23 protein-coding genes, 6 tRNA genes and 1 other RNA gene are annotated in these 26,868 nt (G+C 57.1%); 17 read left to right on the plus strand and 13 right to left on the minus strand.

All coding sequences use genetic code 11. From position 1 onward, the window contains the following. The first annotated feature begins 122 nt into the window (after positions 1-122). Complete coding sequence (locus tag EDF75_RS11410; protein ID WP_133599318.1) at positions 123-923, plus strand: MipA/OmpV family protein; 801 nt, start codon at positions 123-125, stop codon at positions 921-923. 7 nt (positions 924-930) lie between these two features. Here the strand turns inward: EDF75_RS11410 and cynR are convergent, their stop codons facing one another. Then, on the minus strand, positions 931-1,833 hold the full coding sequence (gene cynR, locus EDF75_RS11415) for a transcriptional regulator CynR (protein WP_133599319.1): 903 nt from the start codon (positions 1,831-1,833) through the stop codon (positions 931-933). A 217-nt stretch (positions 1,834-2,050) separates the two neighbouring features. Here cynR and EDF75_RS11420 point away from each other — a divergent pair, with 217 nt between their 5' ends. Next, the gene (locus tag EDF75_RS11420) at positions 2,051-3,256 is read left to right on the plus strand and encodes a cyanate transporter (RefSeq protein ID WP_279538254.1); all 1,206 of its coding nucleotides are present in this window, start codon (positions 2,051-2,053) and stop codon (positions 3,254-3,256) included. A 360-nt stretch (positions 3,257-3,616) separates the two neighbouring features. After that, positions 3,617-3,688 (plus strand): membrane protein YpdK, encoded by a 72-nt coding sequence (gene ypdK, locus EDF75_RS11425; RefSeq protein WP_115193904.1) that lies wholly within the window; start codon positions 3,617-3,619, stop codon positions 3,686-3,688. 69 nt (positions 3,689-3,757) lie between these two features. On the opposite strand, the gene alaC is transcribed toward ypdK, so the two are convergent. Further along, the gene (gene alaC, locus EDF75_RS11430; protein WP_133599322.1) at positions 3,758-4,996 is read right to left on the minus strand and encodes an alanine transaminase; all 1,239 of its coding nucleotides are present in this window, start codon (positions 4,994-4,996) and stop codon (positions 3,758-3,760) included. A 399-nt stretch (positions 4,997-5,395) separates the two neighbouring features. Here alaC and EDF75_RS11435 point away from each other — a divergent pair, with 399 nt between their 5' ends. Both EDF75_RS11435 and EDF75_RS11440 read left to right on the plus strand, forming a co-directional pair. Then, on the plus strand, positions 5,396-7,075 hold the full coding sequence (locus EDF75_RS11435; protein WP_166646170.1) for a sensor histidine kinase: 1,680 nt from the start codon (positions 5,396-5,398) through the stop codon (positions 7,073-7,075). Positions 7,076-7,086: 11 nt separating this feature from the next. Further along, complete coding sequence (locus EDF75_RS11440) at positions 7,087-7,830, plus strand: LytR/AlgR family response regulator transcription factor (RefSeq protein WP_123710394.1); 744 nt, start codon at positions 7,087-7,089, stop codon at positions 7,828-7,830. 38 nt (positions 7,831-7,868) lie between these two features. Here EDF75_RS11440 and glk read toward each other — a convergent pair whose 3' ends face one another. After that, positions 7,869-8,834 carry a glucokinase gene (gene glk, locus EDF75_RS11445; RefSeq protein ID WP_133599325.1) on the minus strand — a complete coding sequence of 322 codons (966 nt, stop codon included), beginning with the start codon at positions 8,832-8,834 and terminating at the stop codon, positions 7,869-7,871. A 264-nt stretch (positions 8,835-9,098) separates the two neighbouring features. On the opposite strand from glk, the gene EDF75_RS11450 reads away from it, so the two are divergent. Continuing rightward, positions 9,099-10,334 carry an ion channel protein gene (locus EDF75_RS11450; RefSeq protein WP_133599327.1) on the plus strand — a complete coding sequence of 412 codons (1,236 nt, stop codon included), beginning with the start codon at positions 9,099-9,101 and terminating at the stop codon, positions 10,332-10,334. Here the strand turns inward: EDF75_RS11450 and EDF75_RS11455 are convergent. Continuing rightward, entirely contained in the window at positions 10,331-11,992 is a 1,662-nt protein-coding gene (locus EDF75_RS11455) for an alpha-keto acid decarboxylase family protein (protein WP_133599329.1), read from the minus strand. The two genes, EDF75_RS11450 and EDF75_RS11455, sit on opposite strands and share 4 nt — an antisense overlap. A 176-nt stretch (positions 11,993-12,168) precedes the next feature. On the opposite strand from EDF75_RS11455, the gene mgrA reads away from it, so the two are divergent. Next, positions 12,169-13,161: an L-glyceraldehyde 3-phosphate reductase gene (mgrA, locus tag EDF75_RS11460; protein WP_133599331.1), complete on the plus strand. Its 993-nt coding sequence runs from the start codon at positions 12,169-12,171 to the stop codon at positions 13,159-13,161. A gap of 144 nt (positions 13,162-13,305) precedes the next feature. Further along, positions 13,306-13,653: a DUF2502 domain-containing protein gene (locus EDF75_RS11465; RefSeq protein WP_045856170.1), complete on the plus strand. Its 348-nt coding sequence runs from the start codon at positions 13,306-13,308 to the stop codon at positions 13,651-13,653. Positions 13,654-13,714: 61 nt separating this feature from the next. Here the strand turns inward: EDF75_RS11465 and EDF75_RS11470 are convergent, their stop codons facing one another. Further along, the gene (locus EDF75_RS11470) at positions 13,715-14,953 is read right to left on the minus strand and encodes an Nramp family divalent metal transporter (protein WP_045856173.1); all 1,239 of its coding nucleotides are present in this window, start codon (positions 14,951-14,953) and stop codon (positions 13,715-13,717) included. Between the two features lie 344 nt (positions 14,954-15,297). Between EDF75_RS11470 and EDF75_RS11475 the strand changes: the two genes are divergently transcribed. Beyond that, a complete protein-coding gene (locus EDF75_RS11475; protein WP_041146639.1) occupies positions 15,298-16,500 on the plus strand; it encodes a NupC/NupG family nucleoside CNT transporter in 1,203 nt (400 codons plus the stop codon). A gap of 41 nt (positions 16,501-16,541) precedes the next feature. On the opposite strand, the gene EDF75_RS11480 is transcribed toward EDF75_RS11475, so the two are convergent. The 3 genes from EDF75_RS11480 to EDF75_RS11490 all read right to left on the minus strand — a co-directional run bounded on the left by EDF75_RS11480 (position 16,542) and on the right by EDF75_RS11490 (position 19,122). Beyond that, a complete protein-coding gene (locus EDF75_RS11480) occupies positions 16,542-18,722 on the minus strand; it encodes a sensor domain-containing phosphodiesterase (protein ID WP_133599332.1) in 2,181 nt (726 codons plus the stop codon). Between the two features lie 208 nt (positions 18,723-18,930). Beyond that, positions 18,931-19,006, minus strand: a tRNA-Ala gene (locus EDF75_RS11485). Positions 19,007-19,046: 40 nt separating this feature from the next. Then, a tRNA-Ala gene (locus EDF75_RS11490) sits at positions 19,047-19,122 on the minus strand. A gap of 219 nt (positions 19,123-19,341) precedes the next feature. Here EDF75_RS11490 and EDF75_RS11495 point away from each other — a divergent pair. Continuing rightward, entirely contained in the window at positions 19,342-19,695 is a 354-nt protein-coding gene (locus EDF75_RS11495; RefSeq protein ID WP_045856178.1) for a YfeC-like transcriptional regulator, read from the plus strand. Between the two features lie 4 nt (positions 19,696-19,699). Next, positions 19,700-20,101, plus strand: a complete 402-nt coding sequence (locus EDF75_RS11500) for a YfeC-like transcriptional regulator (protein ID WP_076947760.1) — start codon at positions 19,700-19,702, stop codon at positions 20,099-20,101. Between the two features lie 42 nt (positions 20,102-20,143). On the opposite strand, the gene gltX is transcribed toward EDF75_RS11500, so the two are convergent. Beyond that, positions 20,144-21,562 carry a glutamate--tRNA ligase gene (gene gltX / locus EDF75_RS11505; protein ID WP_133599335.1) on the minus strand — a complete coding sequence of 473 codons (1,419 nt, stop codon included), beginning with the start codon at positions 21,560-21,562 and terminating at the stop codon, positions 20,144-20,146. A 259-nt stretch (positions 21,563-21,821) separates the two neighbouring features. Between gltX and EDF75_RS11515 the strand changes: the two genes are divergently transcribed. From EDF75_RS11515 to EDF75_RS11535, 5 genes are all read left to right on the plus strand, one after another. Beyond that, positions 21,822-21,897, plus strand: a tRNA-Val gene (locus EDF75_RS11515). A gap of 44 nt (positions 21,898-21,941) precedes the next feature. Further along, positions 21,942-22,017, plus strand: a tRNA-Val gene (locus tag EDF75_RS11520). 46 nt (positions 22,018-22,063) lie between these two features. Continuing rightward, a tRNA-Val gene (locus tag EDF75_RS11525) sits at positions 22,064-22,139 on the plus strand. A gap of 4 nt (positions 22,140-22,143) precedes the next feature. Beyond that, a tRNA-Lys gene (locus EDF75_RS11530) sits at positions 22,144-22,219 on the plus strand. Between the two features lie 43 nt (positions 22,220-22,262). Then, a non-coding RNA gene (locus tag EDF75_RS11535) (RtT sRNA) lies at positions 22,263-22,399 on the plus strand. A gap of 51 nt (positions 22,400-22,450) precedes the next feature. On the opposite strand, the gene EDF75_RS27085 is transcribed toward EDF75_RS11535, so the two are convergent. Together EDF75_RS27085 and EDF75_RS11540 are read right to left on the minus strand one after the other, a co-directional pair. Further along, positions 22,451-22,609, minus strand: a complete 159-nt coding sequence (locus EDF75_RS27085; RefSeq protein WP_166646157.1) for a hypothetical protein — start codon at positions 22,607-22,609, stop codon at positions 22,451-22,453. An 11-nt stretch (positions 22,610-22,620) separates the two neighbouring features. Then, positions 22,621-23,547 (minus strand): LysR family transcriptional regulator, encoded by a 927-nt coding sequence (locus tag EDF75_RS11540; RefSeq protein ID WP_133599337.1) that lies wholly within the window; start codon positions 23,545-23,547, stop codon positions 22,621-22,623. Positions 23,548-23,636: 89 nt separating this feature from the next. Between EDF75_RS11540 and EDF75_RS11545 the strand changes: the two genes are divergently transcribed. Then, positions 23,637-24,635, plus strand: a complete 999-nt coding sequence (locus tag EDF75_RS11545; RefSeq protein WP_128877474.1) for a bile acid:sodium symporter family protein — start codon at positions 23,637-23,639, stop codon at positions 24,633-24,635. Here EDF75_RS11545 and EDF75_RS11550 read toward each other — a convergent pair. Beyond that, on the minus strand, positions 24,632-24,850 hold the full coding sequence (locus EDF75_RS11550; protein WP_041147715.1) for a DUF3820 family protein: 219 nt from the start codon (positions 24,848-24,850) through the stop codon (positions 24,632-24,634). The two genes, EDF75_RS11545 and EDF75_RS11550, sit on opposite strands and share 4 nt — an antisense overlap. A 1-nt stretch (position 24,851) precedes the next feature. After that, positions 24,852-26,867, minus strand: coding sequence for an NAD-dependent DNA ligase LigA (gene ligA / locus EDF75_RS11555; protein ID WP_133599339.1), 2,016 nt, complete (start codon positions 26,865-26,867; stop codon positions 24,852-24,854). Position 26,868: the final 1 nt, after the last annotated feature.

Raw genomic sequence — 26,868 nt, forward strand, 5'->3', positions numbered from 1 at the left:
CGTACTTCGTGAAAAATTAAGAAAAAACAAAAACCAACCCGCGTACCCGCCCAACCTGGTATATATTCAAAAAACGCTTTTCTGCGTTCATTTCACCGCCGCTAGCCATTTTTGGAATATGGATGAAACCCTATCTCAGCCCGGTCGCCGTACTTTGCACGTTATGTTTATCTTGCACCTATGCCAGCGCCGAGGTTGATCTGGGCTCTATCGATATTTTCTCGGCAAATAACCCCAATAGTCCGGTACCCAAAGGGTTCGTGCTGGGTGCCGCCGCCATCAGCGGCACCGCGCGCTACGAAAAGCAGGATAACGATACGCACCTGATCCCCGGCGGGCTCTATTTTGGCGACCGCTTTATCTACCTTGGCGATCGCGCCCGCTACTATTTTCATATCGATGACACGGTGGCGGCCTACGGCTACGGCCGCTGGCGTTTTGGTAATTTAGATCCCAGCGATAGCGATGCGTTCAGCGGAATGGAAAAGCGCAAGGGAGAGTTTGAAGCGGGGATCGGCGCGACGCTGATCGCCCCGTATGCGCTGCTCAGCGCACGCATTAGCTCCGACGTCACCGGTCGCAGCGACGGGCAGGAGCTGCTTTTATGGGCCGACTTCCCCATCATCAAAAACAATCTGCTGATCATGCCGGGGATGGGGCTGATGATCCGCAGTAAAAATATGGCGAACTACTATTTTGGCGGCGTCTCGTCCGCGGAAGCTATCGACCAGCGCCAGCAGTGGGACACCGGCACAACCGTTTCGCCGATGGCGGCCATTGTCACCAGCTACCGCTTTAGCCCCCACTGGGTTGGGATGTTCGCGGCTAACTACGAGCTCTACGATAAGGACATCGCCGACAGCCCTATCGTCCAGCACAGCGGCGAGCTGTACGGTATTCTCGCCGTCGGCTACACCTGGTAAGCCCCCGCTACCGCCCCTCTCCTTCAGCGTTCAGCCCTGCGGCCACCTCCAGCGCCATGGCGCTAAACGCCCGTGCGGCCGCGCTCTGCCAGGCATCCTTATGCTGCAGCAGGCAGGCCGTTCTTTCCAGCAGCGCCGGCATTAGCTCAATGGCCACCAGATCGTCGCGCTCCCGCACAACGGCAGCCGGAAGCAGGGTCGATAGCGGCGTACGCTGGATAACGGTCAGTACCGCGCTAATCGAGTTCGCCTCCATCCGAACCTGCGGCTCAATCCCGTACCGGCGGCAATAGCGATCGATCCGCTCCCGGGTCGCAAACTCTCCGCTAAGCAAGATCAGCGACTCCTGGCTCAGCGCTTCCCGCTCCACCCGCCGCTGCGCCGCCAGCGGATGGTGGCGGCCCACCACCAGCGCCAGCGTTTCCGTCAGCAAAGGGCGGGACAGGATATCTCGCGAGCCGCCACCGTCAAAGGCAATACCAAGATCCAGCTCATCGTTGCGCAGCAGGGCTTCCATTCGATCCTGATCCATTTCGCGCAGGGTCAGCGAGATATTGGGGTAGCGCTGATAAAAAGAGCCCACCAGCGGCCCCATAAAATAGGTCGTAAAGGTCGGCATCATCGCCACCCGCAGCGTCCCTCGCTGAAGGTCCTCCACGTCGTGGATGGCGCGCTTTCCCTCGGCTAAATCCTGCAGCGCCCGGCGCGCATAGATCAGCCACACCTCCCCGGCATCCGTTAAGCGGATGCTGCGCGCGCTGCGGTCAAAAAGCTGGGCCCCCAGCGTCTCTTCGAGCTGGCGGATCTGCTGCGATAGCGCCGGCTGCGAGATATGGAGCGCCGTTGCGGCGCGCGTAAAGCCGCGATGTTCGGCAACCGCCAGAAAACAGGTGAGATGACGCAGCAGCATGCCGGTATCCATAAGCAATTCAAATTGAACTCATCATAAATAAGTCTTTTAACTTATGGAATAAGATACGTAACCTGTCGGCACCTTTAATCCCGGCGCTTTCCCCGCGCGCCGCGTCCCTATTTGCAGGAGCCTTTATGCCCATCGAGGTTAACGTTGTTCAGCATGCGTCCGTCGGCCGCCCTGGCCCGCATCCGCAGCGGGCAGGCGGGTCGCTATGAGCCACGCGGCGCGCGGCCGGCTGATGCTGCTGGTACTGGTCCTCGTCGGCATCAATATGCGCCCCCTGCTGACCTCAATCGGCCCCCTGCTTCCTCAGCTGCAGCAGGCCAGCGGTATGAGCTTTACCCTCGTTTCGCTACTCACCGCCATCCCGGTCGTCGCGATGGGCGCGCTGGCGCTGGCCAGCCCGTGGATTGACCGGCGCCTCAGCGAAAACCGGGGGATCGCGCTGAGCCTGCTGGCAATCGCCGCCGGCGCGCTGCTTCGCGAGCTCGCTCCGCGCAGCGGGCTGCTGCTGAGCAGCGCCCTGCTCGGGGGGATCGGCATCGGTATTATTCAGGCGACGATCCCGCGAGTGATAAAACGCCGCTTCCCGCAGCATACGCCCCAGGTGATGGGGCTATGGTCAGCGGCGCTGATGGGCGGCGGCGGTCTCGGTGCGGCCTTGACGCCGTGGCTGGCGCAGCGCAGCGCCGTCTGGTACCACGCCCTGGCCTGGTGGACGCTGCCCGCGGTGCTGGCGCTCCTCGGCTGGTGGTCCGTTAACCGCGCGCCCGCGCGGGAAGCGCCTTTCGCCTCAGCGACGCCGGAAACCGCTATTTTCCGCCGCCGTCGCGCCTGGACGCTCGGGCTGTACTTCGGCCTCATTAACGGCGGCTACGCCAGCCTGATCGCCTGGCTGCCGCCCTACTACATGCAGTCAGGCTACAGCGCGCAGCTTAGCGGCACCCTGCTGGCCGTGATGACGCTGGGCCAAACCGCCGGCGCCCTGCTGCTGCCGATGCTGGCCCGGCATGAGGATCGGCGCAAATTGCTGATGCTGACGCTGCTGCTGCAGCTGATTGGCTTCTGCGGGTTTATCTGGCTGCCGCTGTACCTGCCGCAGCTGTGGGCGATAAGCTGCGGGGTTGGTTTAGGCGGCGCCTTTCCGCTGTGCCTGGTGCTGGCGCTCGACCACTCCCGACATCCGGCGATTGCCGGACGGCTGGTGGCCTTTATGCAGGGAATTGGCTTTATCGTCGCCGGCCTCTCGCCATGGCTATCGGGCCTGCTGCGCAGCCTGAGCGGGAATTACGTGCTGGACTGGGCCTTTCACGCCGTCTGCGTGGCGCTCCTGATGGTGATAACGCTGCGTTTTGTGCCGGCACGCTACCCGCATGAGTGGCGAAAAACGCCGCTGACTGGCGATCGGGCGCGATAACGTCAGGTGCGGAAGGGCCGCTTTCGCACCCTTCCCGCAGAGAAAAAAGCCAAAAATCAAACCGCTACCCGCGTTAAAACTATCGCCGCCAATTGCCTTCGCCAGAATCGTATTTATTACCGAGTGAAATTAATGTGTCGCCGAATCACGACACTCGTAAGTAACTAAAAATTAATAAAAAAATGCCTCTTGTTTCCCCCATTTTTTAGGCGTACATTAGCGCCAGCTGGAGCAGTTACAGCCTGTAATTCCGAACCGCCGCAGCCGCCAGAAGCCTCTGGTTTTTCCTGCGACAGTTCATGGAAAACAATGAAAACAAAATTCGTTTGGCGTTTCGCCGAGAATGCGGAGTAATGAGACGTGAAATACTTTTTTATGGGCGTGTCTTTTATGGTCATCGTTTGGGCCGGCACCTTTGCCCTGATGATCTAAGCAGCGTGAAGAGTTAAAAGAAAGGGAGCCGGCGGCTCCCTTTTTTTATTCCTGTTTTTATTCCCGCACTTATTCCTGGCCTTCGCCCGCCGTCTTGCCCGCGGCAGGAAGCAGTCCGTCGGCGCGGAACATCGATTTTATGCCGCGAATAGCCTGACGGATGCGATCGCGGTTTTCAATCAGGGCGAAGCGCACGTGGGTGTCGCCGTAGTCGCCAAAGCCGATGCCCGGCGATACGCACACTTTGGCATCCTGAAGCAGCTTTTTGGCGAACTCCAGCGATCCCATCGCCGCATAGTGCTCAGGGATCTTTGCCCACACGTACATGGACGCTTTCGGGCACTCCACCATCCAGCCCGCTTCGTGCAGCCCCTTAACCAGCACATCGCGACGGCGCTTGTACTGCTCCGCAATATCGCGCACGCACTGCTGATCGCCTTCCAGGGCGGCGATGGCCGCCACCTGCAGCGGAGTGAAGGTGCCGTAATCGTGGTAGCTTTTAATTCGCGCCAGCGCGTTGACCAGCGTTTTGTTGCCGACCATAAAGCCGATGCGCCAGCCGGCCATATTGTAACTTTTCGACAGCGTGAAGAACTCAACCGCCACGTCGCGCGCGCCGGGTACTTCCATAATGGAAGGCGCCTTCCAGCCGTCATAGACAATATCGGCATAGGCCAGGTCATGCACCACCAGCACGTCGTAGCGCTTGGCCAGCGCCACCACTTTTTCAAAGAACTCCAGCTCGACGCACTGCGCGGTCGGGTTAGAAGGGAAGCCAAGGATCATCATCTTCGGCTTCGGATAGCTTTCGCGGATCGCGCGTTCCAGCTCGTTGAAGAAATCAACGCCTTCCACCAGCGGCACCGAACGCACCTGGGCGCCGGCAATCACCGCGCCGTAAATATGAATAGGGTAGCTGGGATTAGGCACCAGCACCGTGTCCCCGTGATCCAGCGTCGCCAGCATCAGATGCGCCAGCCCCTCTTTCGAGCCGATAGTCACAATGGCTTCCGATTCCGGGTCAATCTCGACGTTATAGCGATCCTGATACCAGCGCGAGATAGCCCGGCGCAGGCGTGGAATGCCGCGAGAGGTCGAGTAGCCGTGGGTATCCGGGCGTTGGGCAACGGTGCACAGTTTTTCAACGATATGCGGCGGCGTCGCGCCGTCCGGGTTGCCCATGCTGAAATCGATAATATCTTCGCCGCGCCGACGCGCAGCCATTTTCAGTTCAGCGGTAATGTTAAAAACGTACGGGGGGAGACGATCGATACGCGTAAAGCGGCGTTCAGGACTGAATTCAGCCATAGATTCCTCGGATTAACGTGAGCGCCCGGACCGTCCGAGCGACGCTGCCGCTGTTGCGACACGTTAAGAAAATAACCCGAAAAAATTCACGCTGTCGAGAGGGCAGAGAAAAAATAAAATCTGGCACAAAAAACGGGTACTCGTTCCAGTAAATACGGCAGCGGCGGATCCGGATTTAGCCAATACGATCGTTGAAAGTAACATCTTAATATCTTTTATATTACCTGATTTTAGCCGCAGGACTCTCGCCTTCGCGGCCGCCCGCCGTTTGCTGAAGATCCCCTTTTAAACGTGTGCCTGTTCCCTATTATTGTCTGCGGCTGGCCTTCTGGGGCGAGGTTTTTTATCATAGCGTTTTCCCGCGAATGACACGGCGCCTCCATGCACGAAATATTCACCATGCTGCTCGCAGTTTTTGACCGCGCGGCACTGATGCTGATTTGTCTTTTTTTCCTTATCCGCCTGCGGCTGTTTCGCGAACTGCTGCATAAATCTGCCCATACGCCGAAGGAGCTGCTGGCCGTCACCGCCATCTTCTCCCTGTTTGCCCTGTTCAGTACCTGGTCAGGCGTACCGGTGGAGGGTTCGCTGGTCAACGTGCGCATCATTGCGGTGATGTCCGGCGGCATCCTGTTTGGCCCGTGGGTCGGCGCCATCGTTGGCGTCATTGCCGGGGTGCACCGCTACCTGATCGATATCGACGGCGTTACCGCCATCCCCTGCTTTATCACCAGCATCATCGCCGGGCTATTGTCCGGACTGATCGGCCGCAGGGTGCCCAAGGCCCAGCGCTGGAAGGCCGGGATCCTCGCCGGGATGCTCTGCGAAACGCTGACCATGATCCTCGTGGTGCTGTGGGCGCCCTCCTTTTCACTGGGCCTCGATATCGTCTCGAAAATCGGTATTCCGATGATCCTCGGCAGCGTCAGTATCGGTTTTATCGTCCTGCTGGTGCAGAGCGTCGAGGGAGAAAAAGAGGCCAGCGCCGCGCGCCAGGCCAAGCTGGCGCTGGATATTGCCAACAAAACGCTGCCGCTGTTTCGCCACGTTAACAGCGAGTCGCTCCGCCAGGTCTGCGACATTATCCGCCGTGATATCAACGCCGATGCGGTGGCGATCACCACCACCGATCGGGTGCTGGCCTACGTTGGCTTTGGCGAGGGCAACTATCACGACCGCGACAACGCCATTAGCCCCACCACTCGCCAGGCGATTGAGAGTGGAAAAATTATCATCAAGAACAACGATGAGGCGTACAGAACTCCGGAAATTCACTCGATGCTGGTGATCCCATTGCGGGAAAAAGGCGTCGTCACCGGGACGCTGAAAATCTACTACTGCCACGCGCACCGCATCACTTCGTCGCTGCAGGAGATGGCGATAGGCCTGTCGCAAATTATCTCCACCCAGCTGGAGGTCTCCCGCGCGGAGCAGCTGCGGGAAATGGCCAACAGGGCCGAGCTGCGCGCGCTGCAGAGTAAAATCAATCCGCACTTTCTCTTCAACGCGCTCAACGCCATTTCGTCATCGATTCGCATGAATCCGGATACCGCGCGTCAGCTTATTTTTAATTTATCGCGCTATTTACGCTATAACATTGAATTAAAAGACGACGAGCAGATTGATATTAAAAGGGAGCTGTACCAAATCAAGGACTACATTGCCATTGAACAGGCGCGCTTCGGCGACAAGCTCACCGTTATCTATGATATCGATGATGAAGTCAGCTGCGTCATTCCCAGCCTGCTGATCCAGCCGCTGGTAGAAAATGCGATTGTTCACGGGATCCAGCCCTGCAAGGGAAAAGGCGTGGTCACGATTGGCATCAACGAGTGTGGGAACCGGGTACGGATTAGCGTCCGTGATACCGGCAACGGCATCGATCCGGCCGTCGTCGCCCGGGTGGAGGCCGATGAAATGCCGGGGAATAAAATCGGCCTGCTCAACGTTCACCATCGGGTCAAACTGCTGTACGGTGAAGGGCTGCATATCAGGCGCATGACCCCGGGTACGGAGATCACCTTCTACGTGCCCAACCGCAACGCCCCTCAGCCTACGCCGATGTCGCTGCTGCCATGAGCGGAGAAAAAATGAAAGTCATCATCGTTGAGGACGAGTTCCCGGCGCAACAGGAGCTGACCTGGCTGATTAACACCCACAGCCAGATGGAGATTGTCGGTACCTTTGACGACGGGCTGGACGTGCTGAAGTTTCTGCAGCACAACAGGGTTGATGCCATTTTTCTCGACATCAACATCCCCTCGCTGGACGGCGTTCTGCTGGCGCAGAACATCAGCCAGTTTGCCCACAAGCCGTTTATTGTGTTTATCACCGCCTGGAAAGAGCACGCCGTAGAGGCATTTGAGCTGGAGGCGTTCGATTACATCCTCAAGCCCTATCAGGAATCACGCATTATCAACATGCTGCAGAAGCTAAGCAGCGCCTGGCAACAGCAGCAGCTTCCGGCGGCCAGCGCCAGCGCGGCGCCGAACCCGCAGCGGGAAAACGACACCATCAATCTGATCAAAGACGAGCGGATTATCGTCACCAGCATTCACGATATCTACTACGCGGAAGCGCATGAAAAAATGACGTTTGTCTATACCCGGCGGGAGTCGTTCGTGATGCCGATGAACATTACGGAGTTTTGCGCCAAACTGCCGCCGGCGCACTTCTTCCGCTGCCACCGCTCCTACTGCGTCAATCTGAACAAAATTCGCGAAATTGAGCCGTGGTTTAATAACACCTACGTTCTGCGGCTGCGGGATCTGGAGTTTCAGGTGCCGGTGAGCCGCAGCAAGGTCAAAGAGTTCCGCCAGCTGATGCACCTGTAGCCGGCGCTTATCCGGGCCCGAGGGCCCGGAGGCGTGGTTTAGAGGATTTGGCCGAGCGTCTGGCGTAAATGCGCGCCGGATCCCAGCAGCCCCGGATTGTCATGGACAATCAGGTACACCGGAATATCCTGCACGAAGGCTTTAAAGCGCCCTTTATCTTCAAAACCGCCGCGGAAGCCGGACGCCTTAAAGAATTCGAGGAAGCGCGGCACGATACCGCCCGCAATATACACGCCGCCAAAGGTCGCCAGCGTCAGCGCCAGGTTGCCGCCAAAACGGCCCATGATCACGCAGAACAGCGACAGCGCGCGGCGGCAGTCGGTGCAGGAGTCGGCAAGCGCGCGTTCGGTCACGTCTTTCGGCTGCAGATTTTCCGGTAAACGACCGTCAGATTTCACTATCGCGCGATAGAGGTATACCAGACCCGGGCCTGAGAGCACGCGTTCGGCGGAAACGTGTCCCAGCTCGGCGCGCAGCTCTTCCAGAATAATGCCCTCTTCTTCGCTGTTCGGCGCGAAGTCGACGTGGCCGCCCTCGCCCGGCAGGCTGACCCAGCGTTTATCAACGTGGACCAGATGCGCCACGCCGAGGCCGGTCCCCGCGCCATAGACGGCGATAGGTTTCCCCTCTACCGGCGCCGTGCCGCCAAACTGAATCAGGTGCTCGACTTTTAGCATCGGAATCGCCATTGATACCGCCGTGAAATCGTTGATGATTTCCAGATGGGCGAACCCGAGGTTGCTTTTCATTTCGGCGATGGAAAACGCCCAGGTATGGTTGGTCATCGCCACCCAGTCGCCGGTGATCGGGCAGGCAATAGCAATGCAGCCGTCCTCGACGTCGACGCTGTGCTCGTCGAGATAGACGCGAACGACGGCTTCGAGACTGGGATAATCGAGCCCGGAATAGGTTTTGGCGCGGGAGATCTCCCCGTTCGCCATATCACATAATGCCAGTCGGGCATTGGTTCCGCCGACATCCCCTACTAAAGCAAATTTTGTCATTCCGTTACGGCTCCACTAAAGTCAAAATGATTCTTTTGGCACACTGTAAATTCATGATGCCCTAACAACAACGACCAACGTATAAGCGCCCACAGTTTAGCGACCTATATCACACTTAGGCTGTAATCTGTGCAAAATGGTTTATCTCGCGCCGCTGCGATCGTCAGGCATAGCCTTAAGTTTATCGTTTCAGCACCATTTGCATCGACGCTCTCCTGGCGCGAAGGCAAAGTAGTGCTCCGCAACCTGCATAAGGAAATTTTCATGCTGCATCCGCGCGCCAGAACAATGCTGTTGCTATCGGTCCCGGCGGTTATCATCGGGATTGCGTCCAGCCTGGTATTGATTGTGACGATGAAGGTTGCGAGCGTCCTGCAGAATATCCTCTGGAGCGTTTTGCCGCTGAGCCTCGGCCTTAACGCCGGCGGGCATCTCTGGACCATTGCCATTCTGACGCTCACCGGCATTGCCGTCGGTCTGGTTATCCGCTTTAGCCCAGGCCACGCCGGGCCCGACCCGGCGGCTGAATCGCTGGTCGGCGCGCCGGTCAGCACCAGCGCCCTGCCGGGGCTGATTGCCGCGCTCATTTTAGGCCTCGCGGGCGGCGTCAGCCTTGGGCCAGAACACCCCATCATGGTGGTCAATATCGCCCTGGCGGTGGCCATAGGTTCGCGCCTCTTTCCCCGCGTCAGCTCGCTTGACTGGACGATCCTCGCCGCCTCCGGGACTATCGGCGCCCTGTTTGGCACGCCGGTTGCCGCCGCGCTGATCTTTTCGCAAACCCTTAACGGCAGCAACGACGTCCCGCTGTGGGACCGCCTTTTTGCCCCGCTGCTGGCGGCGGCGGCCGGCGCCCTGACAACCAGCCTGTTCTTCAACCCCCACTTCTCGCTACCGATCCCGCACTATCCGCAGATGCAGCTGGTGGATATCTTTAGCGGCGCGGTGGTCACGCTGATCGCGATTGCCGTAGGCATGGTTGCCGTCTGGTGCTTGCCGCGCCTGCATGCGCTGATGCACCGCCTGAAAAGCCCCGTTTTAACGCTCGGGATCGGCGGTTTGCTGCTCGGCATTCTCGGAACCGTCGGCGGGCATATCACCCTGTTTAAAGGGCTGGATGAGATGCAGCAAATGGCGTTCAGCCAGACCCTGAGCGGCGGCGACTTTATGCTGATTGCGCTGGTGAAGCTGGCGGCGCTGACGATCGCTGCCGCCAGCGGCTTTCGCGGCGGGCGAATTTTCCCGGCGGTCTTCGTCGGCGTGGCGCTGGGCCTGATGCTGCACGCGCACGTTGACGCCGTCCCGGCGGCGATTACGGTTTCCTGCGCGATTCTCGGAATGACGCTGGTGGTCACCCGTGACGGCTGGCTGAGCCTGTTTATGGCCGCCGTCGTGGTGCCGGACACCACGCTGCTGCCGCTGCTGTGCATGGTGATGCTCCCGGCCTGGCTGCTGCTGGCCGGGAAGCCGCTGATGATGATTAAACGACGCCCCGACTAAACGCGGCTGTTGCGCTCCTCAAGAGCCTCGGTCACCGCCCGCAAAAAGTCGGGGATATCCATTTTTGGCAGCATCACCTCGACCAGCGTCAGCCGGTCGGAGGCCAGGCTGTCGTTCATCGCCTCCTTCAGCTCCGCGGTGCGCGTCACGCGCCAGCAGCGCGAAGGAACGTCGGGGGCAAACGCCTCCGGAAGGCGGTTCCAGTCCCAGAGGGCGATATCGTTATAGCGCTGCTCCGGCCCGTGGATCGCCCGCTCAACCGTATAGCCTTCGTTGTTAAGCAGCAGTATGAGCGGCCGCTGCTTGTCGCGCAGCATCGAGCCCATCTCCTGGATCGTGAGCTGCGCTGCGCCATCGCCGATAATCAATACCACCCTTCGATCCGGCGCGGCGGTCTGCGCGCCGTAGGCCGCCGGCAGCGTAAAGCCTATCGACCCCCACAGCGGCTGAACCAGCAGCGTCGCATCCGAGGGCAGCCTCAGCGCCGCGACGCCGAATGCCGCAGTTCCCTGATCGGCGAGAATAATATCCCCCGGCCTCAGCTGCTCCTGTACGGTGCTCCAGAAGCTTTTTTGCGTCAGCGTGCCGCCGGTAGCGCCGCCAACCTCCGGCAGCGAGACCGGCGGCAGCGTCCACTCCGCCGCCAGGCTGGCGGAGAGCCCGATCAGGACCGCCAGCGCCTGATCCATCGGGATCCGACTAAACCAGCGCTCCCCTACCCTGACGGCGAACGGCTGGATCTCAATGGTGCGCTCGGGCGGTAAATGCTGGGTAAATCCGGCGGTAATGGTGTCGGTAAAGCGCGTGCCGACGCAGATGATGGTATCGGCGTTTTCAATGGTCTCGCGAGTTTGGGGCGCGCTGGCGATGCCGCTGTAGGTCCCGACAAAACCGGGATTCTGCTCGTCAAAGAGCCCCTTGCCCATCAGCATGGTGGCGTGAGCGATCGGCGTTTTTTCGACCCAGGTTCTTAGCGTTTCCTGTAGGCCATAGCGCTGGGCGAGAAAATCCGCCAGCAGCGATACCCGCCGGCTGCCCCGCAGCAGCTGTCCCGCATACTCCTGAAAGCCGGCCAGCTGATTCTCGTCCGCCGGCGGACCCTCAATCACCAGACGACGCGCGGGCGGCGTGGCGCTGGCCCTTGCGACGTCGGCGGGCAGCATTAAATAGCCGGGGCGATGGTGGGCCAGCATTTCGCTGAGGACGCGATCGATTTCATGGCAGGCGTTGCCCGCCGTCAGGGTGGCCTGAGTGCAGGTAATCTGCTCGCTCATGCGCGCAAAATGGGTAAAGTCGCCGTCCCCCAGCGTGTGGTGCAGCAGCTCCCCCCGCTGCTGGGCGCCGCTGCAGGGGGCGCCCACGATATGCAGAACCGGGACGTGTTCGGCATAGCTGCCCGCCACGCCGTTAAGCGCGCTCAGCTCGCCAACGCCGTAGGTCGTCAGCAGCGCGCCGGCGCCCTTAATACGCGCATAGCCGTCGGCCGCATAGGCGGCGTTCAGTTCGTTCGCGCAGCCGACCCATCCCAGCGCCTCATGCGCAATCACACGATCGAGGAACTGCAGGTTGTAATCTCCCGGTACGCCAAACAAGCGGTCTATGCCGCAATCTACAAGGCGATCCAGCAGATAATCGCCAATCGTGTAAGTCGGTTGCATAGCCATACTCCTCATCCCGTGCAGGTAATTTGAGTATTGAATAAGCGATCGAACTGTCCAGATTGTGTCGAATATATGAGGTGGAAAGCAAAATTTACGACTTTGGGGTGTGTACTCCGGGCTGAACATTCTTTAGTGTAAACGTATACACAAGCTGTTTTATCTGCGGAGGAAGTATGGTTTACCAGGCAAATGCGACGCGATATGAGACAATGGAGTTCCGCCGATGCGGCCAGAGCGGGCTAAAGCTGCCGGCAGTTTCTCTCGGCCTTTGGCATAACTTTGGTGACGAAACGCGAGTAGAAACCAGCCGCCAGCTGCTGCGTCACGCCTTCGATCTCGGCATTACGCACTTCGATCTGGCCAACAACTACGGGCCGCCGCCGGGTTCCGCTGAGAGCAATTTCGGCCGCATCCTGCGGGAGGATTTTTTACCTTATCGCGATGAGCTGATTATCTCCAGCAAGGCCGGTTACACCATGTGGGACGGGCCTTACGGCGACTGGGGGTCGCGCAAGTATCTGATTGCCAGCCTCGATCAGAGCCTGAAACGGATGGGGCTGGAATACGTCGATATCTTCTATCATCACCGCCCCGATCCCGAGACTCCGCTGCTGGAAACCATGCGCGCGCTGGACCATATCGTGCGTCAGGGTAAAGCGCTTTACGTCGGGCTATCCAACTACCCCCTCGCCCAGGCGACGGAAGCGGTTAGCATTCTCAACGATCTCGGCACGCCGTGCATTATTCATCAGCCAAAATACTCCATGTTAGAGCGCTGGGTTGAAGACGGGCTGCTGGATTTCCTGCAGGCCGAGGGGGTCGGAAGCATTGCGTTTTCACCGCTGGCCGGCGGCCAGCTGACCGACCGCTATTTACACGGTATCCCGGCAGATTCCCGGGCCGCCAGCGGCAGCCGCTTCCTGCAGGCGGATCAGCTGACGGCAGAAAAACTGGAGAAAGTCCGTCAGCTGGACGCCCTGGCGCAGGCGCGCGGACAGAAGCTATCGCAGATGGCGCTGGCCTGGGTGCTTCGCGGGGAAAAAGTGACCTCGGTGCTGATCGGGGCCAGCAAAACGGCCCAGCTTGACGATGCCGTTGGGATGCTCGCCAACCGCCACTTCAGCCCTGATGAGTGCGCGAAAATAGACATGATTCTGGCGGCGTAAACAAAAAGTTACTTTAGCAAAAAAGTCACTTTAGCAAAAAGTGCTCTTATCCGCGATTTAGGAGTTCATCCAATGCTGCGGGGCTTCACCGCCTCGTAATATCACGTTCACAAGCCGCAAGGCTCGATCGTGAAGGAGAAGAGTATGTTCAGGTCACTGATACTGGCTGCCGTGCTGCTGGCCTCAGCGCCATTAGTTGCTAACGCTGGTGAAATCACCCTGCTGCCATCTGTAAAATTACAAATAGGCGATCGCGACAATTACGGTAATTACTGGGACGGTGGCGGCTGGCGCGACCGTGATTACTGGCGTCGTAACTACGAATGGCGCGACAACCGCTGGCGTCATCATGACAACGGCCGTCACCGCGGCTGGGATAAGCGCAAAGCTTATGAACGCGGCTACCGTGAGGGCTGGAACGATCGCGACGACCGTCGCGGCGGCTGGGGGCGTGGACCGGGAGGTCGCGGACACGGTCACGGCCATCACTGAATGTCCTGCAATCAGTTTAATCAAACGGGGGAGCCTTGCAGCTCCCCCGTTTATTACCCGCTTATAATCCCAGCACCGTCCCCACCAGCAGCCAGCCGTTCAGCGCAACCACAATCGCCACGATGACCCAGCCGGTTCGCTTAATCCATGCCGTATTCACCAGATCGCCCATCAGCTTCGGGTTACTGGTAAAAATCAGCAGCGGCACCAGCGCCAGCGCAATACCAAAGCTCAGCAGCACCTGGCTCATCACTAAGATACGGGTCGGATCGAGCCCCATCATGATGACGATAAACGACGGCAGCATGGTAATCGCCCGGCGAAACCACAGCGGGATATGAAAGCGAATAAACCCCTGCATCACCACCTGGCCCGCCAGGGTCCCTACCACCGTCGACGACAGCCCGGCAGCCACCAGGCTGAGGCCGAATATGGTTGCCGCGGCGTGGCTCAGCAGCGGCTCCAGCGTCAGGTAGGCGGCATCAAGATCGGCGACGCCGGTATGACCGTTAAAGTGAAACGCGGCGGCGGCGGTGGCCATCATCGCCAGGTTAACAAAGCCGGCGATGGTCATGGCAATCGCTACATCCCAGCGGGTGGCGTTATAGCGCTCTTTGCGCGTGCCGTCATGCAGGTTCTGGGTCAGCGACGAGTGCAGATAGATGACGTGAGGCATAATGGTGGCCCCCAGCACCCCGGCCGCCAGGAACACCGCTTCTCCGTTAGGCAGGCTCGGGATAATCATCCCTTTCGCCAACGGCGCCAGCGCCGGCTGGGAGAAAATCAGCTCCACGATATAGGCGCCGGCAACGAACAGCAGCAACCCGCCAATGACCTTCTCCAGCGGCTTTTGCCCGCGACGCTGTAGCATCAAAATCAAAAACGTGGCGATACCGGTCAGCACGGCGCCCTGCAGTAAAGAGACGCCAAGCAGCAGCTTAAAGCCGATCGCCGCGCCGATAAACTCGGCCAGGTCCGTCGCCATGGCGATAATTTCCGCCTGCACCCAATAGAACCACACTACCGGGCGCGGATAGTGGTCGCGGATCTGCTCCGCGAGATTTTTACCCGTCGCAATTCCCAGCTTTGCCGACAGCACCTGAATCAGCATCGCCATCAGGTTTGCCCACACCACCACCCACAGCAGCTGGTAGCCGAAGCTGGCGCCCGCCTGGATATTGGTCGCAAAGTTACCGGGATCGATATACCCGATGGCAGCAATAAAGGCAGGCCCCATCAAAGCGAGCTTCATCTTGCGCGCTGCGCGACCGCTGCTATTCTCAACGCGACTACTTGTCATTTTCTGCCTCAGAAATATAGCCTTTGCTATGTTTAATGCTACCAAAATGCGAATGATTATCAAGTTCATTTGTAACGGCGATAATTATTGCTTTGATAGGGGGGAACGATAGCGGCTAACAACGAAAAGGTGGCAGTGATGGAGCCCATCCCGCCTGGTCATCAGATTAGTACAACTAAGCAACTTTTAAAACCTTTACGCAACATAACAAAAATGTATGTTCGATCACTATTTTGGTGATTAGTCACAGTTCCTTGCAATAGTGTGGATTTGATCTCGTTTTCTTTGGGCTTGTTACATAGAATGTGCACAGAAATTTAACCTGCCTCATATTTGGAGCAAATATGGACCGCGTCCTGCACTTTATTCTCGCGATCGTCGTGGTGGCTATTTTGGCCCTTTTGGTCAGCCACAACCGTAAGCAGATTCGTATTCGTTATGTTATTCAATTACTAGTCATTGAAGTCCTGCTGGCCTGGTTCTTCCTGAACTCCGATATCGGTCTGGGCTTCGTGAAAGGATTCTCCGAGATGTTCGAAAAACTTCTCGGCTTTGCTAATGAAGGGACCAACTTCGTCTTCGGCAATATGAACGATAAAGGCCTCGCCTTCTTCTTCCTCAAGGTTCTGTGCCCAATCGTCTTCATCTCTGCGCTGATCGGTATTTTGCAGCATATCCGCATCCTGCCTATCGTCATTCGCGCGATCGGTACCGTGCTGTCCAAAATCAACGGCATGGGTAAGCTGGAATCATTCAACGCCGTCAGCTCGCTGATTCTGGGCCAGTCGGAAAACTTTATTGCGTATAAAGATATCCTCGGCAAAATGTCGCGTAACCGCATGTACACCATGGCGGCTACCGCGATGTCCACCGTTTCCATGTCTATCGTCGGCGCGTACATGACCATGCTGCAGCCGAAGTACGTCGTTGCGGCGCTGGTTCTTAACATGTTCAGCACCTTTATCGTACTGTCGCTGATTAACCCTTACCGCGTTGATGAAAGCGAAGAAAATCTGCAGATGTCGAACCTGCATGAAGGTCAGAGCTTCTTTGAAATGCTGGGTGAGTACATCCTGGCAGGCTTTAAAGTGGCGATTATCGTTGCGGCGATGCTGATTGGTTTCATCGCGTTAATCTCTGCGCTGAACGCCCTGTTCGCGACCGTTACCGGCTGGTTCGGTTACAGCATCTCCTTCCAGGGTATCCTCGGCTACATCTTCTACCCGGTTGCATGGGTGATGGGCGTACCGGCAGGTGAAGCGCTGCAGGTCGGCAGTATCATGGCGACTAAGCTGGTTTCAAACGAATTCGTTGCGATGATGGATCTGCAGAAAATTGCCAGCACGCTCTCTCCGCGTGCGGAAGGCATTATCTCCATCTTCCTGGTCTCCTTCGCCAACTTCTCCTCAATCGGGATTATTGCCGGGGCGATTAAAGGCCTGAACGAAGAGCAGGGTAACGTTGTTTCCCGCTTTGGCCTGAAGCTGGTTTACGGCTCGACCCTGGTGAGCGTGCTCTCAGCGTCTATCGCCGCGCTGGTACTGTAATTTCTTTAGGTTGTGCAAAAGCCGGGCTGGTCCCGGCTTTTTTACGCCTGTAATTCCTGAAGCGGCCGGGGCTTGCCGATCAGGTAGCCCTGCAAATAGTCGACGCCAAGCGCCAGCAGCCGCGCCCTCTGCTCTTCCGTTTCCACGTACTCCGCCACAACCGTCAGATTTTTCACCCTCGCCATCTCGATAATGGATTTAATAATGATCGCATCCAGAGGATCGGTCTCCACGTCGCGCACGAAGCAGCCGTCAATCTTCACGATATCCGCCTGGAGCCGCTTCAGGCGCTCATAGTTCGCATAGCCGGTACCGAAGTCATCGATAGCAATGGCGCAGCCAAAATCCCGCAGCTGCTGGATGTTGTGCAGGCTGGTTTGCTCATCGCAGAATGCCTGCTCTTCGGTAATTTCGATGGTGATCGCTTCGGCCTGGAGGTGGTAGCGCCTGAACAACGCAATAATCTGCGCCGCGCTATCGCGCTGCATCAGCGTGTAGGGCAGCAGATTAACGGAGAAGTGCTGGCCCGGATGACGATGCAGGGTGCTGAACAACGTTTCCAGTACCAGCATGTCGAAACGCTGGCTCAGGTTGAACTGCACGATGAGCGGAATAAAGCGGTCCGGCGTAATAACGGTTTCTCCGCACTGCATCCGCGTAAGCACTTCGTAATAGCCCTCCCCCGCTGCGTTCTGGATCGGCTGGGCATACAGCACGAGATCGCGTTTGCTGAGCGCCTGCTTCACCCGGGTCAGCATCAGCACCTGCTCGCTGGTTTGATCGGAAACCTGCCCCTGCGTCGCGTCCAGTGCCAGCACCCGCCGCGTCGCGCAGGCCTGCTCCGAAAGCCAGCTCAGCTGGCCCAGCATCGGGTGAAGCTCCGCCTCGACGCCATGGTGCCGGCCCCACGATGCGCCGAATTCCAGATCCAGCGTCTGGTTATTCCAGCTAAATTTATTGTGGTTAAGTATCGCCACGATGTGGCCTAGCCGCGCCTCAGGTTCCGGCCCACACAGCACCAGCAGCAGCTCGCTGCCGGGTAGCTGAAATATTTTATCCCCCGCCCCCAGCAGCGGCTGCACCTTACCGGCTACCTGCCGCTTGCAGTGCACGCGCATCATCATGCCGTAATGGCGGCTGAGGAAGTCCAGGTTATCAATTCGCAGGCTGCTGACGGCGACCTCAGGATTGCGGCGTAAATGGCACTCCAGCGCGCGCAGATTAGGCAATCCGGTCAGCGGGTCCTCCTGCGCCTGATCCCGCCATCTGAGCTTGATTCGCTCGTTCTGAGCGTAAATATCCAGCATATAAAACAAGCAGATGGTGAACGAGATGAGCACCGAGAGCACGAATGATAATGCGTACTCGGTTTTGACGCCCTGCAGGAAATTTTGATTATAGGCAACCAGCAAGAATGCTGAAACGGACCATGAAATACGGATCAGCGCATGACCCAGCCGGCTAATACCAATAAAATAAAGGATAAAAATAAGTGGCACCAAATAACCGGCGATAAAAACAGAATCATAAGGCGCGCAGAGCACTACCAATATTGCTGCAAGCGTCATAAACCAGTACAGCGTAAATACCCGACGCTCGCGCGTAAGCCACGGTTGACAATGATGAAGCCAGAATGTGCGGGCAAAACGCGGATTGATAATCATCCGCAACGGATAATAAAAGAAGGTCGTAAAAATTAACGCCGCGCAAATCAAACTCTGAATATCAATAATGGTATAAATTGCCGGCATACCTTTGAAATAACTCGATATAACCAGAGGGAAAGAAAAAAACACCCCCGCCAGATACATGGTGACTTTCATTAATATGGGGGCAAAAAATCCGCCCCAAAAGATTCTGATGCCCATCCGCTTTGCGGTTAACCCACTGCGCCACGTCTTGCCGAGCAGCATGCGGACAACGGCGCACGACGCCAGCACCGAGAATAGCTGACAGAATAATAAAATTGCTGCCTGCGGTATCGTCAGAGGGATTACCCAGACGTTAGTGATAGCAAAAGCGATAATCAGCGGACCGACCGCATAGCGGCCAAATATAAAGATGACCGCGTACATCATACTTAGCGGTAGCCAGGCGAGGAAAATTTGGTTGCCGTCAATCAATGCCTGAGGTGAAATAAACCTGGCTAATGGAATCGTAATTAAACAAACGATCAGCGCGAGTAAAGATCTTCTGATATTAATGTTAAATTTGCCTATCATTATTGTTAATTAAAGGTCCCGCGCCGGAATTATATTTAATATATAAATACTATGTTGGTTAATTATGGCAGGCAAGGTAATAAGCCAGGGAAAATTCTTAAATTACACTTCATTCTACTGGCAGAAGATTTTCTGACGTAAGCACAAAGTGCTTTACATTAGCGGAGGAGAAAACAAAAAACCCCCGCCGTAGCGAGGGTTTCGAATTTGGTGGAGCTAAGCGGGATCGAACCGCTGACCTCTTGCATGCCATGCAAGCGCTCTCCCAGCTGAGCTATAGCCCCAACAGTACGTTTTACAACCAAACCTGATGGGAACAGGATTTGGTGGAGCTAAGCGGGATCGAACCGCTGACCTCTTGCATGCCATGCAAGCGCTCTCCCAGCTGAGCTATAGCCCCGTAACATAAAACGTGTCGTGTTGACGGGCGGCATAATATGAATTCCTTCGTCAGGTGTCAACGGCAAAATCACCCCTCTGAATTTGATCGCTGAAAAAGCAGGCAAATAGCTGACATTGCGAAGCTTATCGCAGGGAGAAGTTAAACATGTCACTCTTTCATCTAAAAGGATGCTATAACATGAACAACTAATTCCCACATTTTTACTCAGGAAATAGTATGCTCAAGGAACGAATGACACCTGAAGAAATCGCCCATCTCACCGGCTTCAGCCGGCAGACAATCAATAAATGGGTACGCAAAGAAGGATGGCAAACATCCCCCCGGCCCGGCGTGCAGGGAGGCAAAGCCCGCCTCGTACACGTCAACGAGCAGGTGCGCGATTTTATTCGCAGCGCACAGCGAGTGGCTGAAACGCCGCCCTCCTACGCCACCGTAGAAAACGACCTTGAACCGCTGCTGCTTACGCTGAGCAAAGAGATGACCCCCGGCGAACAGAAAAAGCTGATGTCGCTTCTGCTGCGTGAAGGTATCACCGGTTTACTCCAGCGCCTGGACATTCGCGACCAGTAACATGATGATGAAATTAAAAGATAAGATGACCCCGGCAGAACTTGCGGAATGTCTCGGCCTTGCCAGACAAACGATCAACCGCTGGGTCAGAGAGCAAAAGTGGCGTACGGAGGCCATTCCCGGCGTCAAAGGTGGGCGCGCCCGTCTCATCGTTATCGACAGGCCGGTGCTCGATTTTCTGACGAATATTCCCGCGCTGCGGCACCTGATTGCCGATTATCAGCTGGCAGAGCCGCCTGGCCACTACTTTATTAACGATGCCGGAGCTATCTGGCGACAAATTGCCGAGACGCTTCATCTCATGACGCCGGAAGAACAGCAGCATTTGCGGGACTTTCTTGCAAGGGAGGGTATCAGCGGATTTTTATCGCGCTTGGGAATTAGCGGCGAGCGGTCAAAAGAGTAAACAACGGCAGGAGTGCCTGCCGTTATGCGTAGCTTATGATGCTCAGGACTGCTGGCTTTCGCGTTCAGCAATAAACGCCAGCGCTTTATTGATGCGTTCTACGCTGCGGGATTTACCAATCGCATGAACGGTCACGTCGAGGGCCGGAGATTGCCCGGCGCCGGTTACCGCAACGCGCAGCGGCATCCCAACTTTACCCATCCCAACTTCCAGCTCATCCGCCGTCGCCTGAATAGCGTGGTGAACGTTTTCAGCCGTCCAGTCGGTCACCGCAGCCAGCTTATCGCGTACGACTTCCAGCGGCTGACGCGCAACCGGGCGCAGGTGTTTTTTCGCCGCGTCGGCGTCAAACTCGGCAAACTCTTCATAGAAGTAACGGCAGCTCGCCGCCATCTCCTTCAGCGTTTTGCAACGCTCACCGAGCAGCTTCACCAGCTCAGCCAGCTGCGGACCGTTACGGGTATCGATATTTTCCTGCTCGATATGCCACTGCAGATGCGTTGCCACATACTCCGGTGCCAGGGAGTTAATGTAGTGATGGTTCAGCCACTGCAGCTTCTCGGTGTTAAACGCGCTGGCGGATTTGCTGACCGCGCCGAGGGAGAAGAGCTTAATCATCTCTTCACGGGTGAAGATCTCCTGATCGCCGCTGGACCAGCCCAGGCGTACCAGGTAGTTCAGCAGCGCTTCAGGCAGGTAGCCATCGTCGCGGTACTGCATCACGCTCACCGCACCGTGGCGCTTAGAGAGCTTTTTACCGTCATCGCCGTTGATCATCGAAACGTGCGCATAGACCGGCACCGGCGCGTTCAATGCTTTAAGGATGTTGATCTGACGCGGGGTGTTGTTGATATGGTCTTCACCACGGATCACGTGCGTGATTTCCATATCCCAGTCATCCACGACAACGCAGAAGTTATAGGTCGGAGAACCGTCGGTACGGCGAATGATCAGATCGTCCAGCTCCTGGTTACTGAACTCAATCGGTCCGCGGATCTGATCGTCAAAAATAACGGAACCGTCCTGCGGGTTGGCAAAACGCACCACGCACGGTTCGTTGTCCGCATGATGCTCGTGACCATGGCGGCAGCGACCGTCGTAGCGAGGTTTCTCGCCGTTTGCCATCTGCTCTTCGCGCAGCGCGTCGAGGCGCTCTTTAGAGCAGTAGCATTTATAGGCCGTGCCCGCTTCCAGCATTTCATCAATAACGGCGTTGTAGCGGTCAAAACGTTTAGTCTGGAAATACGGACCTTCGTCCCACTCCAGATTCAGCCAGTTCATCCCATCCATAATGGCTTCGATTGCTTCCGGCGTGGAGCGCTCGAGATCGGTGTCTTCAATACGCAGTACAAACTCACCGTTGTTGTTGCGGGCAAAAAGCCAGGAGTAGAGAGCAGTACGCGCGCCGCCAACGTGCAGATAGCCTGTCGGGCTGGGCGCGAAGCGAGTTTTGATTTTCATGAAATGGCCTTACGTTTAATAAAGATGCCGACAACCGGCAGAGTCCGTTGGTATTTATGGGTGAATATTCTAACACCGTAGGCTGATTCCTCAATGTAGTTCCCGTCTGAACGTCACGCTTTGCCATTTTTGTTTATAAATCATGCGCCGCGGATGCTTTCGCGATCGTTTTGTTTAATTTTACGACGAACAAACAAATTATTTAGAAAAGGCGTTGACTCATTTTCAACTCTCCCTATAATGCGACTCCACACAGCGGGGGTGATTAGCTCAGCTGGGAGAGCACCTCCCTTACAAGGAGGGGGTCGGCGGTTCGAACCCGTCATCACCCACCAACTACTTTACGTAGTCTCCGCCGTGTAGCAAGAAATTGAGAAGTGGGTGATTAGCTCAGCTGGGAGAGCACCTCCCTTACAAGGAGGGGGTCGGCGGTTCGATCCCGTCATCACCCACCACTTTCTCGCCAGCTGGATTTCTTGCAATAAAATGAAGTACCGAAGTGGGTGATTAGCTCAGCTGGGAGAGCACCTCCCTTACAAGGAGGGGGTCGGCGGTTCGATCCCGTCATCACCCACCACTTCGGGTCGTTAGCTCAGTTGGTAGAGCAGTTGACTTTTAATCAATTGGTCGCAGGTTCGAATCCTGCACGACCCACCATATTTAGAAAAAAGCGCCTTTTGGCGCTTTTTTCGTTTCTGCACAGCATGCTTAACCGTGCAGGATGAGAACCTGCCGCAGGTTCGACAAAATCGTCGGGAACGATTTTGCATCGCCACCTGTGGCGACCCGCAGGGCGAGTCTCAGGATGAGACGAGTGATATCCTGCACGACCCACCATATTCAGAAAAAAGCGCCTTTTGGCGCTTTTTTCGTTTCTGCACACCGTGCTTAACCGTGCAGGATGAGAACCTGCAGCAGGTTCGACAAAATCGTCGGGAACGATTTTGCATCGCCACCTGTGGCGACCCGCAGGGCGAGTCTCAGGATGAGACGAGTGATATCCTTCACACCCGCTTTTTCGTTTCTGAATACCACGCCCGTCTCCACGGACTCACGCCTCACCGCTGATACAGCGGATCGTCAGCTCTGCCCGCAGTCAGCGTATTCCCCTCTTCACGCACCACCTCCCACAGCGCCTGGGCGGCGGTTGAGAGCGAGCGCTTCTTACGCTGCGCCAGCATCAGCTGACGCTCAACAACCGGGGTTAGCCGCTTGACCCGCAAATGGCTGCCCTGAGGCAGCGGTAGCGCCAGCGCCGGTAGGATGCTGATACCAATGCCTGACTCCACCATCGGAAACAGCGTCGCCGGATGCCCAATCTCCTGCACAATATTGGCGTCAATGCCAAAGCGCGCCAGCGCGGCGTCAATCAGCGGCCGGCTGCCGGAGGCATAGTCCTGCAATACCAGCCGCTGGTGCTGAAGATCCTGCCAGCTCACCGATGTCCTTTCGGCAAAGGGATGGTCCTCCCGGCATAAAAGCAAAAACGGCTCAGACAGGACCGTCTCACACTGCAAATCCGTCGCGGCGCCGGGATCGATAACAATGCCAAAATCTACCTCTCCCTGGCGAATGCTCTCCAGAACCCACTGCTGAGGGCGATCGTGGAGCACAAAATCAATCTCCGGGTAACGCTGATTGCTGTGGGCAATACACTGGGGGATGAGGTGAGCGGAAATCGTCTGGCTGGCGGCAACCCGCACGGTTCCCGTCAGCTGCTGGCCCACGCGTCCGGCGTCGCGCAGCGTACTGTTCAGCTCGTCCAGCAGCCGCTCAAGCCGACCCGCCAGCTGATGCCCCGCCTCCGTCAGCACCACCTCCCGGGTGGTTCTGTCGAGCAGCCGCACGCCGGTCTGATGCTCCAGCTCCTTGACGCTATGGCTCACCGCCGACTGGCTGAGCCCAATCATCTCCCCTGCCCGGCTGAAGCTTCTCGCCCTGGCGACGGTGACAAATACCTTTAACTGACGCAGCGAATAATTCATCTTTTTTATTCATGAATAGATGCAATAAATCAATTTTATTTCTCAAACTAAAAAAAGCACAATAGCGAAATCGATTTTCAGGAGCGATTATGAAATTTTTCCGCATTCTTGACCCATTTACCCTTACCCTGGTTACCGTCGTTCTGCTGGCCTCCTTTTTCCCGGCGCGCGGCGAATTTGTCCCCTTCTTTGAGCACCTCACCACCGCGGCCATTGCCCTGCTGTTCTTTATGCACGGCGCAAAGCTCTCCCGCGAGGCGATTATCTCCGGCGGCGGCCACTGGCGTTTGCATCTGTGGGTGATGTGCAGCACCTTTATCGTCTTCCCCGTTTTGGGGGTGCTGTTTGCGTGGTGGGCGCCGATAAACGTCGATCCAGCGCTCTATACCGGCTTTATTTATCTCTGCATTCTGCCCGCTACCGTACAGTCAGCGATCGCCTTCACTTCGCTGGCTGGCGGAAACGTAGCGGCGGCCGTATGTTCGGCCTCGGCATCGAGCCTGCTGGGAATTTTCATTTCACCGCTGCTGGTCGGGCTACTGATGAATCTGCACGGCGCCGGCGGCAGCCTGGAGCAGGTCGGCAAGATTATGCTGCAGCTTCTGCTGCCGTTCGTCCTCGGTCATCTGTCCCGTCCGTGGATTGGCGCGTGGGTGGCGCGGCATAAAAAATGGATTTCAAAAACCGACCAGACCTCTATCCTGCTGGTGGTCTACTCGGCGTTTAGTGAGGCGGTGGTGAACGGTATCTGGCATAAAGTCGGTCCAGGCTCGCTGCTTTTCATCGTCGCCGTCAGCATCGTGCTGCTGGCCATCGTTATCGCCATTAACATCTTTGTGGCGCGCAAATGCGGCTTCAATAAAGCGGATGAAATTACCATTGTCTTCTGCGGATCGAAAAAGAGCCTGGCAAACGGGATCCCGATGGCCAATATTCTCTTTCCAACCTCGATTCTGGGGATCATGGTGCTGCCGCTGATGATTTTCCATCAGATCCAGCTGATGGTGTGCGCCGTGCTGGCACGACGCTATAAACGACAGGCGGAAGAGCGGCTGGCGCGTGAAAGCGCCAGCGCGCCAGAGGCTTAACGCGGCTGCTTGAGGGGCTGAACCAGCTGGGTCAGCCCTTCGGTTTTAATCAATAAGGTTAACGCCATCAGCTCGCCAAGATGCCCGGCGGGAAACTGCTCCTTACGGGCAAACCACAGCAAATACTCTTCAGGCACGTCAATCAAACGACGGCCTTTATATTTGCCAAACGGCATTTCCGTATTGGCAATCTCGATAAGCCGTTCCTTATCCACGTTAATCTCCCAACAGCCGCAGCATTTCGGCTTCATCGATCACCGCAATCCCCAGCTCCTGCGCTTTAGCCAGCTTCGACCCCGCCGCTTCCCCGGCAATCACCAGATCGGTTTTCTTCGATACGCTGCCCGCGACTTTCGCCCCCAGCGCCACCAGCCGCGCTTTGGCATCATCACGGGACAGCAGGCTCAGGCTGCCGGTCAGGACCACGGTTTTGCCGGCAAACGGGCTATCGATCTCTTCGGCATTGACCACCACCGGCGCGGGCCAGCGGACGCCCTCCGCGCGCAGCTGGGCGATAACCTCACGGTTGCTCTCTTCAGCAAAGAAATTACGCACGTGGGTAGCCACCACAATGCCGACGTCCGGCACCTTCTGCAGATCGTCAATGGATGCCTGCTCGAGCGCCTCAATCGTCGCAAAATGCGCCGCCAGCCCCGCGGCCGTTGCTTCGCCGACCTCACGAATGCCAAGCGCGTACAGGAAGCGGGCAAAGGTCGTTTCTTTCGATTTTTCCAGCGAATTGACCACGTTTTGCGCCGACTTTGGCCCCATGCGCTCAAGACCGGTGAGCTTACCCGGGCTTAAGCGGAACAGGTCGGCCGGCGTATGCACGTACTCTTTCTCAACCAGCTGGTCGATTATCTTGTCGCCCATGCCCTCAACGTCTAACGCACGACGGGAAACGAAGTGCTTTAAGGCCTCTTTACGCTGCGCGCCGCAAATTAATCCGCCGGTACAACGCGTCACCACTTCGCCTTCCACGCGCTCAACGTCTGAATGACATACCGGGCAGTGGGTCGGGAAGAGGATTTCACGCGTATCTTCCGGACGTTCGGAGAGCACGACGTTAACCACCTGAGGAATAACGTCCCCGGCGCGGCGGATCACCACCTTATCGCCGATTCGCAGACCCAGGCGTTCAATTTCATCGGCGTTATGCAGCGTGGCGTTACTCACCAGCACGCCGGCCACATGGACCGGCTCGAGGCGCGCCACCGGCGTGATTGCTCCGGTACGGCCAACCTGGAACTCCACGTCGCGCACGAAGGTCATCTGCTCCTGAGCGGGGAACTTAAAGGCGACGGCCCAGCGCGGGGCGCGGGCAACAAAGCCGAGCTGCTCCTGAAGCGCCAGAGAATCCACTTTGATGACCACGCCGTCGATATCAAAACCTAACGTCGGGCGGTCCTCCTCAACCTTACGATAGTAAGTAAGTACTTCCTCTGGAGTGCGGCAGAGCGTTACGCGCTCGCTAACCGGTAATCCCCAGGCCTTAAACTGCTGCAGACGTCCGGAGTGACTCGCCGGCAGCTCGCCGCCTTCCAGCACCCCCACGCCGTAGCAGAAGAAAGTAAGCGGTCGCTTCGCTGTGATCCGCGGGTCGAGCTGGCGCAGGGAACCTGCGGCCGCATTGCGCGGGTTAGCAAAGACCTTGCCGCCGCTGCGACGCGCCTCGTCGTTAATTTTTTCGAACCCGGCCTGCGGCAGGAACACCTCGCCGCGCACTTCCAGGCGCGCAGGAATATTGTCACCGCGCAGCTTCAGCGGGATCGCGCGAATCGTCCGCACATTAGAGGTAATATCCTCGCCGGTGGTGCCGTCGCCGCGCGTTGCCGCCTGCACCAGCACGCCGTTTTCGTACAGAATACTCACCGCCAATCCGTCCAGCTTCAGCTCACAGCAGTAGACCAGATCGTCGCTGCTTTTCAGCCGGTCCTGAACGCGCTTGTTAAACGCGAGGAAGCTCTCTTCGTCAAAGACGTTATCCAGCGAAAGCATCGGTACTTCATGGCGAATCTGGCTAAAGGAGGCCAGCGGAGCCGCGCCCACGCGCTGGGTCGGCGAGTCGGAGACGATGAGTTCGGGATGCTCGGCTTCCAGCTCGCGCAGTTCGCGCATCAGCCGGTCATATTCCGCATCGGGAACTTCAGGGGTATCCATAACGTGGTACAGATATTCATGATGGCGAAGCGTGGTTCGCAGTTCAGTCAGTTTTTGTTCGATCGGTTCCATA

This window comes from Klebsiella sp. BIGb0149, assembly GCF_004362605.1.
GTDB lineage: Bacteria > Pseudomonadota > Gammaproteobacteria > Enterobacterales > Enterobacteriaceae > Klebsiella > Klebsiella terrigena.